Source organism: Sulfurimonas sp. NW15 (assembly GCF_051132285.1).
GTDB lineage: Bacteria > Campylobacterota > Campylobacteria > Campylobacterales > Sulfurimonadaceae > Sulfurimonas > Sulfurimonas hydrogeniphila.
This window is the reverse complement of the sequence record NZ_CP093237.1, coordinates 1,721,752-1,739,546: the sequence shown is the minus strand read 5'-3', so window position 1 is coordinate 1,739,546 and position 17,795 is coordinate 1,721,752. Positions and strand designations below refer to the sequence as shown.

Below are 17,795 nucleotides of genomic sequence, written 5' to 3'. Positions count from 1 at the left end.
AATAAGGTAGTGAACGCAACATAGAATAAAAAGATATTAAGGGCCATAGGTGGATGCCTTGGCTAGTAGAGGCGATGAAAGACGTACTAGGCTGCGAAAAGTCTCGGGGAGCTGCCAAGAAGCTTTGATCCGGGAATTTCTGAATGGGGCGACCCAGCACGGAGCGATTCGTGTTACCACCTTCGGGTGGGGCGAACCTAGGGAAGTGAAACATCTCAGTACCTAGAGGAAGAGAAATCAAACGAGATTCCGAGAGTAGCGGCGAGCGAAATTGGAATAGGGCGCATACATTTAGCATATTTGTTAGCAGAACATTCTGGAAAGGATGAGCATAGAGGGTGATACTCCCGTAAGCGAAAACATTTATGTGGAACTAAGGTATGGAACGAGTAGGTCGGGACACGTGTTATCTTGACTGAATATGGGGGGACCACCCTCCAACCCTAAATACTACTACTAGACCGATAGCGAACAAGTACCGTGAGGGAAAGGTGAAAAGGACCGCGGTGAGCGGAGTGAAATAGAACCTGAAACCTATGGCTTACAATCATTCGGAGCACTATTAAATAAGTGTGACGGACTGCCTTTTGCATAATGAGCCTGCGAGTTGTGGTATCTGGCAAGGTTAATCGAACGAGAAGCCGTAGCGAAAGCGAGTCTTAATAGGGCGACATAGTCAGATGCTGCAGACCCGAAACTGAGTGATCTATCCATGAGCAGGTTGAAGCTGGTGTAAGAGCCAGTGGAGGACCGAACCCGTAGAAGTTGAAAATTCTTGGGATGACTTGTGGATAGGGGTGAAAGGCCAATCAAACTCAGTGATAGCTGGTTCTCTCCGAAATATATTTAGGTATAGCCTCGAGCATTAGCGTATAGGGGTAGAGCACTGACAGGGCTAGGGCTGCTTACCGCGGTACCAAACCCTATCAAACTCCGAATACTATACGTGTAACCTCGGGAGTCAGGCGTAGGGTGATAAAATCCTATGTCGAGAGGGGAACAACCCAGACTAACAGCTAAGGTCCCAAAGTTTTATCTAAGTGGAAAAGGATGTGGAGTTGCTGTGACAACCAGGAGGTTGGCTTAGAAGCAGCCATCCTTTAAAGAAAGCGTAACAGCTCACTGGTCTAGCGATTCTGCGCCGAAAATATAACGGGGCTAAGATAAACACCGAAGCTTTAGATTTACAGTTTACTGTAAGTGGTAGGAGAGCGTTCCATTCAGCGCTGAAGGTATACCGGTAAGGAGTACTGGAGCGGATGGAAGTGAGCATGCAGGCATGAGTAGCGAGAAAAGAAGTGAGAATCTTCTTCGCCGTAAACCCAAGGTTTCCTACGCGATGCTCGTCATCGTAGGGTTAGTCGGGACCTAAGTCGAGTCCGAAAGGGGTAGACGATGGCAAATCGGTTAATATTCCGATACCGACATTACATCGTTTGAGTGATGGGGGGACGCATAGAGTTAAAGGGGGTCACTGATGGAATAGTGGCTCGAAGGACGTAGGTCGTAGCGTAGGCAAATCCGCGCTACATGAGACCGAGATCTGACAGGCTGGTCAATCTTTTCGGAGAGCGACCAGAACCCTTGATACTGTCGTGCCGAGAAAAGCCTCTAAACGAGATGTAATGTTGCCCGTACCGTAAACCGACACAGGTGGGTGAGATGAGTATTCTAAGGCGCGTGGATGAACCCTTGTTAAGGAACTCTGCAAACTAGCACCGTATCTTCGGTATAAGGTGTGCCCTAAGTGTTAGGAGATTTACTCTCCAAAGCACTGACGGGTCGCAGCAAAGAGTCCCTCCCGACTGTTTACCAAAAACACAGCACTCTGCTAACACGTAAGTGGATGTATAGGGTGTGACGCCTGCCCGGTGCTCGAAGGTTAAAAGGATTGCTTAGCTTCGGCGAAGGCATGAATTGAAGCCCGAGTAAACGGCGGCCGTAACTATAACGGTCCTAAGGTAGCGAAATTCCTTGTCGGTTAAATACCGACCTGCATGAATGGCGTAACGAGATGGGAGCTGTCTCAACAAGGGATCCAGTGAAATTGTAGTGGAGGTGAAAATTCCTCCTACCCGCGGAAAGACGGAAAGACCCCGTGCACCTTTACTATAGCTTGACACTGCTATTGGGATATTCATGTGCAGGATAGGTGGGAGCCGTTGAATCCAGGACGCCAGTTCTGGAGGAGGCAACCTTGAGATACCACCCTTGAATATTCTGATAGCTAACTCCGTACGATTATCTCGTGCGAGGACAATGTCTGGTGGGTAGTTTGACTGGGGCGGTCGCCTCCTAAAAAGTAACGGAGGCTTACAAAGTTCGGCTCAGAAGGGTTGGAAATCCTTCGTAGAGTATAATGGCATAAGCCGGACTGACTGTGAGACATACAAGTCGAGCAGAGTCGAAAGACGGTCATAGTGATCCGGTGGTTCTGTGTGGAAGGGCCATCGCTCAAAGGATAAAAGGTACGCCGGGGATAACAGGCTGATCTCCCCCAAGAGCTCACATCGACGGGGAGGTTTGGCACCTCGATGTCGGCTCATCGCATCCTGGGGCTGGAGCAGGTCCCAAGGGTATGGCTGTTCGCCATTTAAAGCGGTACGCGAGCTGGGTTCAGAACGTCGTGAGACAGTTCGGTCCCTATCTTCCGTGGGCGTAGGAACGTTGAGGAGAGCTGACCCTAGTACGAGAGGACCGGGTTGGACGTGCCACTGGTGCACCAGTTGTCCTGCCAAGGGCATAGCTGGGTAGCTACGCACGGATGAGATAACCGCTGAAAGCATCTAAGCGGGAAGCCAACTCCAAGATGAACGTTCCCTGAAGTACGCTTGAAGACTACAAGCTTGATAGGCTGGATGTGTACGCACAGCAATGTGTTTAGCTGACCAGTACTAATAGTACGTTTGTCTTTTTACCAAGTTCTTAAATGAACACAATTGCTTCACTACCTTATTTAGTGTATATATACTAATAAGAGATATGTTAAGAAGTTATTTAGTATGACGGAAACAAGGTTTTAACCTTGCCTTTTAGGCTTTTAAGCCAATTAGCCCAGACTGAAGTCTGGGTTCCGAAGAGTTTGTTGACTTTAACAATTGATATTACTCAACTCTTAACTGATATAAGATCAGATATAAATACATCAGTCAGATGTCTTTATATCTGATCTTGTCTAGGTGGCTATAGAGAGAGGGAAACGCCTGGCCCCATTCCGAACCCAGAAGCTAAGCCTCTCATCGCTGATAATACTGCAGGTTTCACTTGTGGGAATGTAGGTCGCTGCCTAGTTGATCAGATTTTTTCTTACTCTTTAACTATTTTATAATCATTGATACTCTTTACATCTAACGACTAATCTTATCCATAGTATTATTTTTATATAATTGTAAAAAAATGGAAAGAGAATGTTATTGGAAAACGGGTGGAAAAATTTTCTCAATGATGAAATTCATAAAGAATATTTTATCAAACTTCTTAAAAAAGTATCTTTGGAATATAAATCAAAAACTGTATTCCCCAATTTTGAAAATATATTTAGAGCTTTTAATTTAGTAAAGCCTTCTGAAGTAAAAGTTGTAATTATAGGACAGGATCCATACCATGGAATAAATCAGGCTACCGGTCTTGCTTTTTCTGTTTGTCCAAAATGTAATATTCCACCTTCGCTAAAAAACATATACAAAGAGTTAGTCGATGATATAGGTTGTAAATATCCGAAAAACGGGGATTTGACACAATGGGCAAAAGAGGGAGTTTTGTTGATAAATGCTGTTTTAACTGTTGAACAGGGGAAGGCAAATTCTCATAAAGATTTTGGCTGGCAAAAGTTTACCGATGCAGTTATCAAGAAACTCTCTGATGAAAAAGAACATTTGGTTTTTATATTATGGGGTGGACCGTCACAAAAAAAAGAATTTCTAATCGATACAACAAAACATTGTATTATTAGATCTCCTCACCCTTCTCCGCTCTCGGCATACAGAGGTTTTTTTCATTCAAAACCTTTTTCCAGAGCAAATGAGTATTTGATCAAACATAAGAAAAAGCCTGTTGAATGGTGTCTCAGTGCAGAACAAACTCTGCTATGACAGGCAGATGGTCTGAATAGCCTTTCCCTTTGTGACGTCTTAATTTGCTCCTGGTTGTCTGCCATCTGTAAATCTCTTTTCCTTTAAACAAATAGGGCTTTTCAAAAGCAGCGATACTATGTGGTTTATAATCAATGCCTTTTTTATCAAGAAGTGCGGCTGTGACTAAAATACTGTCCATTGCTTCTTTTTTGCCTCTATAGATATAGCTGTATCTTTTTTCTAATTCAGTGTCATACCATAAGTTGTAAAAATCATAAGGTGCCAGATGTATATTTAGTGATGAATTCTGATACTTTATAGTACCCAGTATATGATTGATACCTGTTATTCCATCTGTGTCATTATGTTTTCTTTTTCTTTTAAAAATTTCATACTCTTCATAATCAGAATTAAAATCACCAAGTGCAATTATATTTTTATTTTTTCCCAGTTCTTCAATTCTTTTTCTGAGTTTTTTTGCAGAGACTATACGCATGCTTTCCGGACCTGCTTTTGATTTCCAATGATTAATTAAGATATACAAATCTTCATTGCCTATTTTAAATTTCACTTCTAAAATATTTCTATATCTGTAGGAAGATGTGACAGCAATTTCATGTGTATATACAAACGGAATTTTACTCAAAATGGCTACTTTGATTGTTGTAGATTTTAAATTGGCAATTTTATAGTACTGGTAATAAACTCCTTCTCTTTTTAAAGTATATCGTAGATCTTTGAGTGCCTGAAGAGATTCTATCTCTTGGAGTCCAATGATATCGGGATTGATATCTTTGATGACTTTTGCAATATTTTTAAGTTTTTTTCTATAATTTTTATCATTCCAATTTGATTTTGCATAAGGAATATATTCTTTATACTCATGTCCGTTTCGTTGCAAATCAAAAAGATTTTCAACATTATATGTTGCAATTTTCAAAGTTGTTTCTCCATACATTAATGTGATAAGCAGAGTTAAAAGAAAGAATACTCTCACTTTATTATACCGTTGAGTCTTAATAGTTGCGTTGTATCGGCATCTCTTCCCATCAGTTCATGAAAAAGTTCTTGCATATTTTGTGAACCGCCACGGTGCAAGATGATATTTTGATATTTTTTTGCTGTAGGGGAATTGAAAATATTTTCATCTACTACGGTGTAAAAAGTATCTGCACTCAGAACTTCGGCCCATTTGTAGCTGTAGTATCCTGCAGCATACCCACCTGAAAATATATGTGAAAATCCGTTTTGGAACTTGTTGTATTTTGGCGGTTTTATCAGTGCGGTTTTTTCTCGTATGGTGTCAAGCAGATTTTGCACTTCATCTCCCTTGTAAACTTTAGTATGCAGTTTAAAATCAAAGAGTGAAAATTCCAATTGTCTGAGCATACCCATTGCAGATAAAAAGTTTTTACTTTTTACGAGTTTATCTATCATTTCATCTGAAATAGTTTCATTTGTTTCATAGTGTTTTGCAAACATTTTGAGAACCTGAGGCTCATAAGCAAAATTTTCTAAAAACTGAGACGGAAATTCAACAGCATCCCATTCTACTCCATTGACACCGCTTACTTCATTTTCATTTACTTCACTCAGGATATGATGCAAAGTATGTCCTGTTTCATGAAAAAGAGTGACAACATCATCATGACGAAGCAGTGAAGGATTTGTATCATTTGATGGAGGAAAACTGCATACTATAAAGGCTGAGGCCAGCTGTTTTTTGCCTGCTTCATCTATGCAGTGTGTTTGCCAGTTATGCATCCATGCTCCGCCCCGTTTTGATTCTCTTGCTTCTAAATCAAGATAGATACGGGCTTTGAGTATGTCATTTTCATACACATCATAGGCATAGGCTTTTTCATGCCACAATTTTTCTTTCACCTGTTTACATGTAACATTAAAAAGCTTATCCAAGAAAGTAAACATCCCTGCAATAACATTTTTTTGTTCAAAATAAGGGCGATACTCCTCTTCATCTATGTCATATTGCTCTTTTTTTAATATTTCTGCATAGTAAGAGGTATCATGACTCTCCAGTTTGTGTGGAGCGATATTTTGAAGTTCCTGCAGTTCATTTTTTGCCTGGGGAATTGAATTTTCAAGTAAATTTTCTAAAAACCCTAAAACACTTTTTGTATCTTCGGCCATTTTTGTAGCAAGAGAAAGTTCTGCATAGTTTTTGAACCCTAAAAGCTGACTCATCTCCTGTCGCAGTGCCAACAGTTCATCAATTATTTTTGCATTCTGGGGTGCGCGTGAAACATAGGCACGGTAGAGTTCCTCTCGAATTGCTCTGTTCTTTCCATAGGTCATATAGGCTATGTATGATGGCATTTGCAGTGTCAATTTATATTTTACAACGCCATCGTCTTCAAATTTGGCATTTTCTATTTCACTTTTTGGCAAACCTTCTATATCTGCTTCATCAGTAATTATATATTCGTAGGCATTTGTTGCATCAAGCAGGTTTTGAGAAAAGTTATTGGAAAGTTCACTTTTTTTCAAGTTTATTTCCTGGAGCCTCTGTTTTGTTTTTTTATCTAGATGGGCACCGCTTAATTCAAAATGTAAAATATTTAATGCTAAAACTCTTTTTTGTTCACTGTTGAGGGATGTTTGTTCTTTTTGCATTATTTCTTTATATGCATTGTATATTTCAATGTTTTGTGAAAGCTGTGTCGAATACTCTGTAATAAGAGGGAGTGCTTCTGTATAGACCTTTTGTGTTTTTTCAGAGTTGTTTACCGCATTGAGATGAGACAGGGGTGTAAAAAACTGTTCAAGATACTCATCCATCATCTCCAGTGGTTTGACAAAGTTTGCATAGGTTTTTTCTTTTTGCCCAAGTAAGGTTTCTATCTTTTTGTTATTTTTATTGAGATGTTTTTGCAGTTCTTCTATAAAAGTATCCAAGTCACAATCAAATTGTAAAAATTTTGTCATCTATGTTTTCCTTTAGTCCTCAGTGTCTTTTTTCTGTCGCAGAGCACCGTATTTGTTTATGAGAATATTATCATACTTATTTGCATCTTTGATTAACTTTTCTATTGCAGTTTTTCCTTCTTCTTTTGTTAAGGAGGAGTCTACAACCAGATAGGAAAGATATACGCTGTTTTCATTGATAGAAAACTGTAAATAGGAGAGTTTGTTGTTCTCCTGGAGCAAAAAATCATACATCTTTTCAATATTTTCTTTGGGAATACCGCAAAGCTTGGCATCTCCTATAATAATGCCGTTTTCATAATAGTTTATATTGATTCTTGCAGTTCCCTTGTCTATTCTCCAGGATGATTGGCTTCTTCTTGCCAGGGTAACATTTATGCCCAGGGACTCCAGTATATCTTCTATGAGTTTTGTCGGGCCTATAGGTGTGTAGCCTTTTCGTCTGAGTCTGGCTATTTCAAGTTCTGCTCCACATTTTGGGCAGTAGTCATTTTTTATATCTTTTTCTTGGATAAGATTTTTGCACGAAGGGCATTTAATGACATTTTCTACTCCGAGCTGTTTAAAAGCGGTGAGTGCATCTTGAAGATAATGTACAGGGAGTGCAAAACCCAAATTATTTGCATTTTGAATAATGAAAGTATTGACTCCTGTAACTTCCCCTTTGTCATTTAACAGAGGACCTCCGCTGTTTCCCGGGTTAATGGCAGCATCAATCTGAATATATTCAAGGTCTCCCATAAGTCTGGCTGCACGGGAAACAATTCCCTCTGTCGCTGTATAATTAAGACCGTAAGGGTGCCCAATGGCTATGGTGGTATCACCGTTTTCTACGTTGGTTTTGGCAAGTTTAAGCGGGTTTTTTGGTTGTTTGAATTCATATTTTATAAATGCCAAATCATAATAGGGGTCATCATAAATAACTTTTGCAATACTTCGCTCAAAGTGCTCTGCTTTGATTACAACTTCTCTCAGCCCCGAACATACATGCGAATTTGTAATAATAAGATTATCTATAATAAAACCTGTTCCGCTGCCATAGGGTGTCATTATCTGTATAATATTTTCAATGTAGGTTTCTAAAAGAGTTTGCGTATTCATTTGCTAGGCCTCATGAAAATCCAGATTTTTTAATGCACTGAAGTAACTGTTTGAAAAATCATTGAGTGAACTGAAATCAAGTTCATCACCAAAAGCGCTCAGCAGTTTATACTGATGTCTGTACCTGGAAACTGTTTCGTCAATTTGAGAGATTATCTCACTTTCTAAAAACTGGTTCTTTTGCGTATCATAATATCCTTTGCATCCCAGCGCATTCATATACTCAGCATAAATGACACAAATATAAATATGGAGTAATTTTCTGGCCGCAGGGTTCAATCCGTAGTTATACAGAGCATACAAGGCTATATAACTGTAAATGGTTGGTATGATTTGAGGATGGCGGTTGTTTTTGTACCATCTGAGCTTTATAAGTGATTCTTCTATAAAGTCAACAAACTCATCATAAGAACTTTTTTCAATTTGGCTGAATGTGTATTTGGCTTCATAAAAGTTTTGACTGAAGTCATCAAAATCAAGCTTTTCAAGACTTAAAATATATTTTGCAAGTTCCGCATTTTTTACTTCTGGCAGTGCTTCTTCATCTGCAAAATAATTTTGAAGTTTTTTTGTCATTTTTTGATAGATTTTAGACTTTGGTACCAAAAGATAGTCAATTTTAAATAAAAAGTTTAGATATAGAAATGCCTGCATACCTATACTGTCCTCTGCCGGCAATGTCTGTATTTTTGCATTAAGCTCTTCTGTCCAAATATGTAAATACTTATACTTTACATGTAACTCGGCAGTGTCAAGTTTTTGAATGTGGCCGATGTCCTCTAACTCTTTTTGTTCGAATTCACTAAGCATGTGTTCTTTGTCGTAATCTGCATTCAGTGCCAGTTCTCTTAAAGGATAAAAAGCTTTCTTGGGGGTCATAGTAATATTGTCAAGACTGAGTTTTAATTTAATATGGTCGCCGTCACTGCAGTAATTTACATAGGTAAACTGGTAATTTCTTTCAAGTGCGTAGCGTTTGAGTGCAACATTTGCATTTTTTGCCTTGACCATAGTCACTTCGGCGTAGAGTTTTTTGTTTGTTGTGAAGCCGTTGATCTTTGCACTGCCTTGATACAGGATAAACTTCAAAGACTCCTTTTCCCGGGTGAGTATAATATTTTGATTGGGAAGACCGTTTTTGTAATTCATCAGAGAGTTGAAAAAGAATGTATAGGCATTTAAAATTTCTTTTTTTTCAAAGGCTTCGTAGGCTTTGTTAAAGAGTTCTTCTTCATTTTCTGCGATATCTGCATGAATACCTCTTCCAAAGCTTTTTGAACAATAGGACTTTGGCCGGAAAAAGTGGAACCAGTTCATAAATTTCCTTTTAGGGATGCCCTTTATTTTAATACCAAATAGATAAGTATAAAGTTTATAACTGTCATTATAGTAAAAGCCCTCTTATAAAAGAGTAAGGGTGATTTTTCAATGAGTGGTGCATTTTTAATAAAGTAGGGTTTTACCTTCTGCGGATGTGTAAGTTCATATTTCATCTCAGAGTAATGCTCATACCTTTGGTCTTTTTGAAGTGCAATAGCACGCATGATAACACTGTCAAGCCAATCAGGTATATTTGAATTGTAATAACTCGGTTTTTTGGCTTCTTTGAATGTCGGGTTTTGAAAGGGTTCTATCTCGCCGTAAGGGTATTTCCCCGTAAGACTTAAATAGAGTGTCACACCAATGGCAAAAATTTCGCTTGTTTCACTTATGGACTCGCCTTGAAATCGTTCAGGTGCCAAAAAACTCGGTGTACCGGCGCGGGACTCTTCTGAAAATATCTCTGTAATACTGCCAAAATCAATAACCTTGTATTCAGTATTATCATCGTCAATTTTGGCAATCATGATATTGTTTGGCTTGATATCACCGTGTACAAGATCATATTTAAGTAAAAACTGAGACATGTTTAAAAGTGTTTGCGCAAGTTCCACAGCATCATCTATCGTTACATGTAAGTGTGATGCCAGGTAATTATTTAAATCTTCTCCATCAAAGAGCTGCATAACATAGTATCGGGCACTTCTGTTTTTTGGAATGACAGCCTTTGGGAAAAACTTTGCTTTGAGACGTTTGGCATTCCATGCTTCTTTGACAAACAGATCTAAAATCTGATTATCTTCTTTGGATTCAACCGGTGCAAACTTTATAACATATTGCTTTGTTTTTTTACTTGCAAGCCAGGTTCTTTCATTTTGTATGAGAGGTTTTTCAAGTTTATAGCCGTCTATGGTCTGACCTGCTTTGAGTGACCGTGGAATATCCAGTTTTTGCTGTTTGAGTATCTCTATCTCATCAGCATTCAGTACTTCCAACACAACTGCTGTTGTATCATCAGGAAGATGGTCTTTTGTATGGTTACTTGCTCGCTTGACAAGAGCAATAGCTCCTTTTGAAATATTGTCTTTTATTTCATTTTCAGAAAGTACATTGTACAAACCATCGCTGCAAAGAAGAATTTTATCATTTTTCTGAATAATATTTTCAAAATAGTAGGGTTCTACATCCTCACTGATACCAATAGCCTGAGTCAGGACATTTTCATATCCTTCTTCTTGCATGGCATGGTCAGATGAGAGCTGTGTCAGTGAAGCATTTCTGAGGAGATATACTCTGCTGTCTCCGACATTTACGCCGTATAAACGGTTTCCTTCTATAACAACGAGAGCAAGGGTTGTGATAAGTTCACTGCGTTCATAATTGAGTTGTGATTCTTTATAAAGAATTGTATTTATGGAATTGATAAACGTTTTTATAGATTTTTCGATTGACCATGACTTTGGGCGAATCTTAAAGTTGTTTATAAGGTAGGAAGTCACTCTTTTGGCTGCTTGGGCACCTTCTTCAGCACTGCCGACACCATCACAGACTATGGCAACACTCAGGTTGCCGATAGTTGCCATATCATAAAAATCATCTCCAGTCAGTTCTTTGGTCTTTGCAAGTGAGAACCCGGAAGTTTTAATATTACCTTTTGCCATATTGCCCCTTTACATGTAAAGTAGATTATAGCAAAACGGCATTTATTTTAAAGAGTTTTTATGCCTGATTTTTTCTATGTGTGTAATATAAAGCCATACCTGTACAAATCGCTCCGCCAACAATATTTCCCAAAGTTACCGGAATTTCATTCCACAGCCACCACTGTGACACACTTACATTTGCACCAAGCATTATGCCTGCAGGAATAACAAACATATTTACAACGGCGTGTTCAAACCCCTGTCCAAAGAAAGTAAGAATCGGGAGCCACATAGCTGCAATTTTTCCTATTGTTGTTGTAGCTGTCAATGCCATAACGACACCCAAAGACACCATCCAGTTACAAAAAACAGCTTTTAAAAAGACGGTATAGATACCGTCTGCACCTATTTTTTCATATCCGATTGTTTTTGCTTCTGCAATATGCTTAATCATGTCTATGACAGGAGATGATTCCACATGTCCGAATTTTGTAGCAACCAGGCTGTAAAGAGCTGCAAAAAGCAGGCTGCCCAGCAGATTTCCTGTAAAGACCCAGAACCAGTTTACAGAGAGTTTTGCGAACCCGATTTTTTTGTCAAACAAAGATGTCGTCAATAAAGCAAAACTTCCGGTTACAAGCTCCAATCCCAGCAAAACAATCATAACAAAACCGACAGGGAAAATAAGCGCTCCGACAATAGGCAGATGTGTCTGAGTAGAAGCAACAATAGCCAGGGTTGTAGCAACCCCAAGAAGAGCACCCGCAAGGGAACCGCGTATCAATAAATCTTTTACACCCAATCCTGATTTGTATACTCCGGCTGTTACCATTCCATCTACAACTATCTCTGGTTTTACATAACTCATATGAATTCCTTATAATTTTATTTAATAAGTATAGCTTAAATCTGTATACTTAATAGGTTTATAATGATTAATTTTTAATCATTGTCAGCCAAGTTGATTAATGGAAGCAGTTCAGAAAAAACAACGGCTCTTTTTGCTTCAACATCCAGCATCTTAAAAACAAGTTCATTGATGTTCTTATCAATATCGGAAACTATTTTATTGAGAGGTATCAGTTTTTCTCTTGGATTTTCATTTGTAAATCTGTTGTATGCCGTATACGGTTCTTGTTTGGAGAGAGCAAAATAGAGCTTACGGCCAAGTTCAAAAAGTTCAAACTCTTCAATATGTCCTGTTTTTGGAATTTTATTGATATTTAAATCAATAGCAATGTTTTTTAATCGTAAATAAGCTTGGAGTTGCATATAAAAACCGAGATATGCATGAGAATACTGTGCTAAAATTCTGTCATGAAATGCTTCAAATGATTCGTTTTTTAAACGCAGTTTTTTATATTCTAATACAAGAGTCTCAACAAAGTATTTAGAAAATTTCAGTGGAGCAGATTTGATAACGGTATACCCGTTCTTCCCCTCACTGACGATTTTTCCGCCTATGGTTATGTGGACACCGTCCTCGGTTTGTCCTTTCACTTTTGCTTTACAGCCTTCAAAACCGATGTCTCCTATTTCATGCGTTCCGCAGCCTTTGACACAGGCAGACCAGTACATTCGTACTCTCCCTGATTCAAGAGGAACGGCCTTACTTAAATATGCAGCCATTTCTATAGCATCCTCTTTGTTTTCAATAACGCCAAATGCACAGTGTTTGGTTCCTGCACAGGCGACAAGGTTGTTAAAGTAAGGCGTGTTTATATTTTTATATTTTATAAAAAAGGGATCTTCTAAAAGTGCAGCCGTGTCTTTGACACCTAGAATGTAGATATTTTGTTCAACACTGAATCTGATTTCGTTATTGCCGTAATTTTGGCTTAACTCGGATACTTTTATCAGATCGCTACCTGTAAATATTCCCGAAGGTACAATAATCTGTACTCCAAATGAACCGTCTCGAAGTTGGATTTTTCCGTGTTCTGAGTCTACAGGATCTATTTGTGTCATTGTGTCACCGGCGGTGGCAAAATTTACGCCTGCAACATCACGAATGGCTGCAGAAATTTCAGCCATGCCGACAGCCTCAATGAGAAAGTGCAGTCTGTTTTTGTTTCTGTTGTCACGGAAACCATACTTTTGAAAGATTGCTATAAGTGCACCGTAGGCCTGTAAAACTTCTTCTTCGTTTGCCAAAAATATGTCTGCATTTTTTGCAATCATACCGACTCTGCCGCCAAGAAACATATTGTAACCGTATACTCCGTCTTTTTGTGCAAGTACGAGAGAACAGTCATGTCCAAAAACATTACATCTGTTTGCGAGGGAGCCTGAAATCCCGGTATTGAATTTTCTCGGCAGTGTTGAGATCCAATCCGGATTTTTTAAAAATGTTTTTTCGATTTTTTTAAGTAAATCATACGAAGGAAGCACATTGTCAAAACCGTCTTTGTCAAATGGGTCTGTGACGATATTTCTAAAGTTGTCCACACCTGTCTGGTAGGAGGTGAGTCCAACTTCTTCAAGTCCGTTTAAAACAGCAGGCATATCTTCGATATTTAAAAAACGAAGTTCAATTTGTGCTCTGGTTGTGATATCAATATAATCCTGACCGAAATTTTTTGCAATTTCTCCGATTTTTTTTGCCTGAATTGCGTTGAGGTGTCCCCCTGCAACTCTGACTCTCATCATAAACTGCTTCGGCGTGAGACCGTCTTTGTCAAAGATCCCAAAACATTTCAAAAAATATTTTTTGTCTTCATCCTCAATTGCATCATATCCCTCTCGTGCATACTCTGTTATCTTTTCAAAAGCCTCCATAGGATTTTTAAGGTTTTTGACTGTTTCGATTTTATTAACTTTTTTACTTCTAGCTTCATATGCTTTTTCTAATACTTGTAATTGCAAAATATTCTCCATTTTCTCATTTATATTCTTCCGCCGGCTGCAACGCCCCAGGTTGTTCTCCATCGTGTTTTTACCAAACTTATTCCCATGATAGCTACAAGTACAACACCGGCAAATATCATAAAACCAGCCGAATAGCCGTCAAAGGCACCTTTTGACCATCCAAGCGTTTTAATAAGGGCTGTACCCCCGAGTCCGCCGGCTGCACCGATAATCCCCGTCATGATTCCAATATCTTTGCCAAATCGCTGAGGCACAAGTTGAAAAACTGCCCCGTTCGCCATGCCAAGGTTTGCCATTATTGCAAAGAGTACTGCAATTGCAACCCAAAACGGCAGAGTAACAGTTGCATTTACAATTGCCAATGCGGCTACAATACCAAAAAAGATATAAAGTGATTTGACACCACCCATTTTATCTGCAACAGCACCACCGACAGGTCTCAAGACTGCACCGGCAAAAATTGTAAGCGCTCCAAAATAACCGGCAATGACTTTAACATTGGGTTCATTAAATACACTGAGTCCAAAACTACTCATATCTGCTTGATAGGTGTTCATAAGATAAACTTTCATATATCCTGCAAATCCGACAAATCCTCCAAAGCTTACTGCATAAAAGAGGTTAAACCACCAAGTGTCTCTGTCACGTAAGAGTTTGGCATAATCTTTGAGTTTTTTAGGACGGGGCGTGTAAACCTCTTTTGGTGCATCTTTTGCCAAAAAGATGTATGTTACAAAGATTAAGGTTGATAATGCTCCACCAACTAAAAAGACTGCCTGCCACCCCCAAAGTTCTGCTATTTTTGGAGCAAACATAAAGTCAACAACAACACCAATATTGCCGGCACCTGCAATTCCCAAAACGACTCCCTGCAGTTTTGGCGGATACCACTGTCCTGCCTGTGGCAATGCAACCGCAAAAGAAGCACCTGCAAATCCGAGACCGACAGCTACAATCAGGAGTTCATTATAGGTAATGGTCTCTCCTCTGAAATAGGCGTAAAACAGCACAGATATAACAACTGCCTGACTCATAAGCGCTGTTTTTTTCGCACCGAATTTATCAACACCGAATCCAAGTACAATACGAAGCAGTGCTCCTGCCAAAATCGGAATAGAAAGCAGTGTGGCTTTTTGTGAGGCACTCATTATAAATCCGTGCATTGCCAATGATTCACTGATTTCTGTTGCCAATGGGCCTAGCATGGTCCAGACCATAAAGCTAAAATCAAAATAAAGAAAAGCTGCAAAAAGTGTTTTTGCATCGCCTTGACCTTTGAGGGCTTTAAAACTTGCCATATTATACATTCTCCAATGAAATTTAATAGTGTAATTATAGTGAAAAATATTTCCGATTTAAAAATATTATTGATTAAAAAGTAATCAATTTAGAATTTTCAAAAGATTAGAAATTATACAATTTTCATATTAAAGAGTGATTTTCTTGATATATATCAATTTTATCAATTCTCGTTTTTTATACAATTTGTGAAAATTTAAGGAGAGCATTATCATGACATTTACAAATTCGGCTGAATTGTTGTCTTTTCACTGGGTTGCTTACTCTATATATGCTGCAATGATTATTTCTGTTGTTGCATGGTTTGGGTATAACCTGACAAAAAAAGATGCCAAGTCAGTTTTTCGTATTCCATTTTACTGGTATATGGCATTTTTGGTTGCAGGCGGTGTGGGACACCATATTTTTACATACAATACAATTCCGTGGGTGTCACAGGATATTGACAGACATAACATCAAACCGGATGCAAAGTATGAATTTGAGATTAAAAATCATAAGTGGCTGGGTTTGCCAAAACAGATAGTTATACAGTGTGGACAAACGGTTGAGTTTGATGTACACAGCAGAGATCTGGTGTATGGGTTTGGACTCTTTCGTCAAGACGGTTCCATGGTGATGCAGATGCAGGTCAATCCCGGCACGGATGTCAACGGTATCCTGGACTCCAATGATATTTTATGGACATTTAATCATAACGGTGTTTTTGATTTAACATCCACTGAATATTCCGGACCCAGACAGTACAGCGAAGACGGTAAAGATTTAATGCTGGTGAAAGATTTCGTTAAAGTCGTAGGCTGTAAAGATAATGGAGGCATTCAATGAGTTATATAAATACATTAATAAATGGTACAAATTTTGACCATAAAGGCTTAAATGCTTTGCAAAAGGTAACACTCAGACCGGTTGTTATGGCATTTTTATTTTACGGACTGGTCGCTTTGGAGGGTATGATTATGAGAATGGTTGAGGTCGGGCATGTGCCGCTCAATCCTCTGCCTGAGCAGTTTTTTCATCCGGAACATTTCTTTTCCATCATGACGGTACACCCGATTGTCGGTATATTCGGTTCGACCTATCAGCTGGTCTTTGGTGCTTTTACCTTTTTGGTGCCATATCTTACGAAAAAACCGCTTTACAGTGTAAAACTTGCCAACTGGACCTGGATATTGATTACTTTAGGGACTGCTTTGGCATGGATAGCCGCATTTGTATGGCAGTATGCACCGTTATATACATTGTACTGGCCGCTTCCTGCCGATACACACCAGTTTAATGTTGTTGGCGGTATTGTCTTTATTCTGGGTGTAGCATTAATTATGGTTGGAACTTTAGGCTTTATCTACAATATATATGCAACAATTTTTGCGCGGGTAGGTATTCATAAAAACAAGACAACAAAAGAACTTTTAATCTCAGGATTTGGTATAGACGGATTTTTAAATCTTATCAACAAGCTGAGAGGAAAACAGCCTTATACAAAAGAGCCGGCTTTGGCACTTCCTGTTGTGGCAATCTTCCGCGGTACGGTAGATACTTTCTTGGATGCACTGGTGATTTTGGGTGCAGGTATTTTAATCCTGGTTTATTTGGTTTTTGATGCAAGCGGACATGCACTTGATGTCACGGCGATTGATGCCCTTTTGTACAAGAACTTTTTTTGGTGGGGGCTTGATTTGGTTGCGGATGGTCTGGTTCTGATTTATGTGGCAGGTTCGTGGTATTTGCTTGCCACATTAATCACCGGACAAAAGCTTTTTATGGAAAATGTTGCCCGTGCGGCGTTAATGCTTGAGCTTTTGGTTTCCTGGATGGTCTGGTCGCATCACCTTCTTGGTGATCAGGGACAACCTGAAATGATGAAACTTATCTCCGGTGAGATGGTGACTGCCTTTGAACTGCTGACCCAGGGACTGGCACTCTTTATTACCCTTGTGACACTTTGGAAGGCCCGTCCTCTGAAAATGACTATGGAACTAAAATATCTTCTCGGCGGACTTGTAGGGTTTGGTCTGGCTGTGCCTGCTGCAATTATCCAGGCAGATATGGGGATGAACAGAGTGTTGCACAATACACAGTGGATTATCGGTGCGCATGTGCATATTGCTTTGATTGTCGGATTGTATATGACACTCTATTCGGCTCTGTATGTTTTATGGCCATTGGTAACAAACAACACAAAACTCTATTCTCACAAACTGGCAAATACACATTTTTGGCTGCATCTTATTGGCGGTATCGGTATGGGCGCATTTATGGGAATGGCAGGACTTGACGGGATGCTCCGTCGTCACCTTTATGTGGATGGGCAGTTTAATCCAGACATGATATTCGCCGCTATTTTTGGAACGATGCTGCTTGTCGCCTGGGCAGTATTCTTATACAATATTATTATGAGTGTGGGTATCAAAGGCTTAATCGGTATATTTTTGCCTGCAAAAGATGCAACGGCTTCTTATGGGATAGAAGAAGAGTTGGAACCGGCAGATGATCCGGCATTTGCGCAGTAAAAGTTTCATATTTTTTTCGGAATTCAGACAGG

At 39.2% G+C, this 17,795-nt stretch carries 11 protein-coding genes and 2 rRNA genes; 5 read left to right on the top strand and 8 right to left on the bottom strand.

Translation table 11 applies throughout. From position 1 onward, the window contains the following. The first annotated feature begins 26 nt into the window (after positions 1-26). The 3 genes from MLC52_RS08925 (at position 27) to MLC52_RS08915 (ending at position 4,091) form a co-directional block, all read left to right on the top strand. Positions 27-2,919: ribosomal RNA gene (locus tag MLC52_RS08925) — 23S ribosomal RNA — on the top strand. Between the two features lie 256 nt (positions 2,920-3,175). Further along, positions 3,176-3,291: ribosomal RNA gene (rrf, locus tag MLC52_RS08920) — 5S ribosomal RNA — on the top strand. A 116-nt stretch (positions 3,292-3,407) separates the two neighbouring features. Continuing rightward, positions 3,408-4,091, top strand: a complete 684-nt coding sequence (locus MLC52_RS08915; RefSeq protein ID WP_434580097.1) for a uracil-DNA glycosylase — start codon at positions 3,408-3,410, stop codon at positions 4,089-4,091. On the opposite strand, the gene MLC52_RS08910 is transcribed toward MLC52_RS08915, so the two are convergent. The 8 genes from MLC52_RS08910 to MLC52_RS08875 form a co-directional block, all read right to left on the bottom strand. Then, on the bottom strand, positions 4,066-5,013 hold the full coding sequence (locus MLC52_RS08910) for an endonuclease/exonuclease/phosphatase family protein (protein ID WP_434580095.1): 948 nt from the start codon (positions 5,011-5,013) through the stop codon (positions 4,066-4,068). The genes MLC52_RS08915 and MLC52_RS08910 overlap by 26 nt on opposite strands. A gap of 53 nt (positions 5,014-5,066) precedes the next feature. Further along, positions 5,067-7,019: a M3 family metallopeptidase gene (locus tag MLC52_RS08905; protein WP_434580093.1), complete on the bottom strand. Its 1,953-nt coding sequence runs from the start codon at positions 7,017-7,019 to the stop codon at positions 5,067-5,069. A gap of 12 nt (positions 7,020-7,031) precedes the next feature. Further along, positions 7,032-8,120, bottom strand: coding sequence for a trypsin-like peptidase domain-containing protein (locus MLC52_RS08900; RefSeq protein WP_151899875.1), 1,089 nt, complete (start codon positions 8,118-8,120; stop codon positions 7,032-7,034). 3 nt (positions 8,121-8,123) lie between these two features. Beyond that, on the bottom strand, positions 8,124-9,437 hold the full coding sequence (locus MLC52_RS08895) for a hypothetical protein (protein WP_151899876.1): 1,314 nt from the start codon (positions 9,435-9,437) through the stop codon (positions 8,124-8,126). Between the two features lie 23 nt (positions 9,438-9,460). Then, a complete protein-coding gene (locus MLC52_RS08890) occupies positions 9,461-11,101 on the bottom strand; it encodes a protein kinase domain-containing protein (RefSeq protein WP_434580091.1) in 1,641 nt (546 codons plus the stop codon). A 58-nt stretch (positions 11,102-11,159) separates the two neighbouring features. Further along, positions 11,160-11,951 carry a formate/nitrite transporter family protein gene (locus MLC52_RS08885; protein WP_151899878.1) on the bottom strand — a complete coding sequence of 264 codons (792 nt, stop codon included), beginning with the start codon at positions 11,949-11,951 and terminating at the stop codon, positions 11,160-11,162. Positions 11,952-12,025: 74 nt separating this feature from the next. Next, complete coding sequence (locus tag MLC52_RS08880) at positions 12,026-13,948, bottom strand: ferredoxin--nitrite reductase (RefSeq protein WP_434580089.1); 1,923 nt, start codon at positions 13,946-13,948, stop codon at positions 12,026-12,028. 20 nt (positions 13,949-13,968) lie between these two features. After that, on the bottom strand, positions 13,969-15,249 hold the full coding sequence (locus MLC52_RS08875) for an MFS transporter (RefSeq protein WP_151899880.1): 1,281 nt from the start codon (positions 15,247-15,249) through the stop codon (positions 13,969-13,971). 214 nt (positions 15,250-15,463) lie between these two features. Here MLC52_RS08875 and MLC52_RS08870 point away from each other — a divergent pair, with 214 nt between their 5' ends. Beyond that, complete coding sequence (locus MLC52_RS08870; protein ID WP_151899881.1) at positions 15,464-16,078, top strand: hypothetical protein; 615 nt, start codon at positions 15,464-15,466, stop codon at positions 16,076-16,078. Continuing rightward, positions 16,075-17,763, top strand: a complete 1,689-nt coding sequence (locus MLC52_RS08865) for a cbb3-type cytochrome c oxidase subunit I (RefSeq protein WP_434580086.1) — start codon at positions 16,075-16,077, stop codon at positions 17,761-17,763. Before MLC52_RS08870 ends, MLC52_RS08865 begins: the two co-directional genes overlap by 4 nt. The last annotated feature ends 32 nt before the right edge of the window (positions 17,764-17,795 follow it).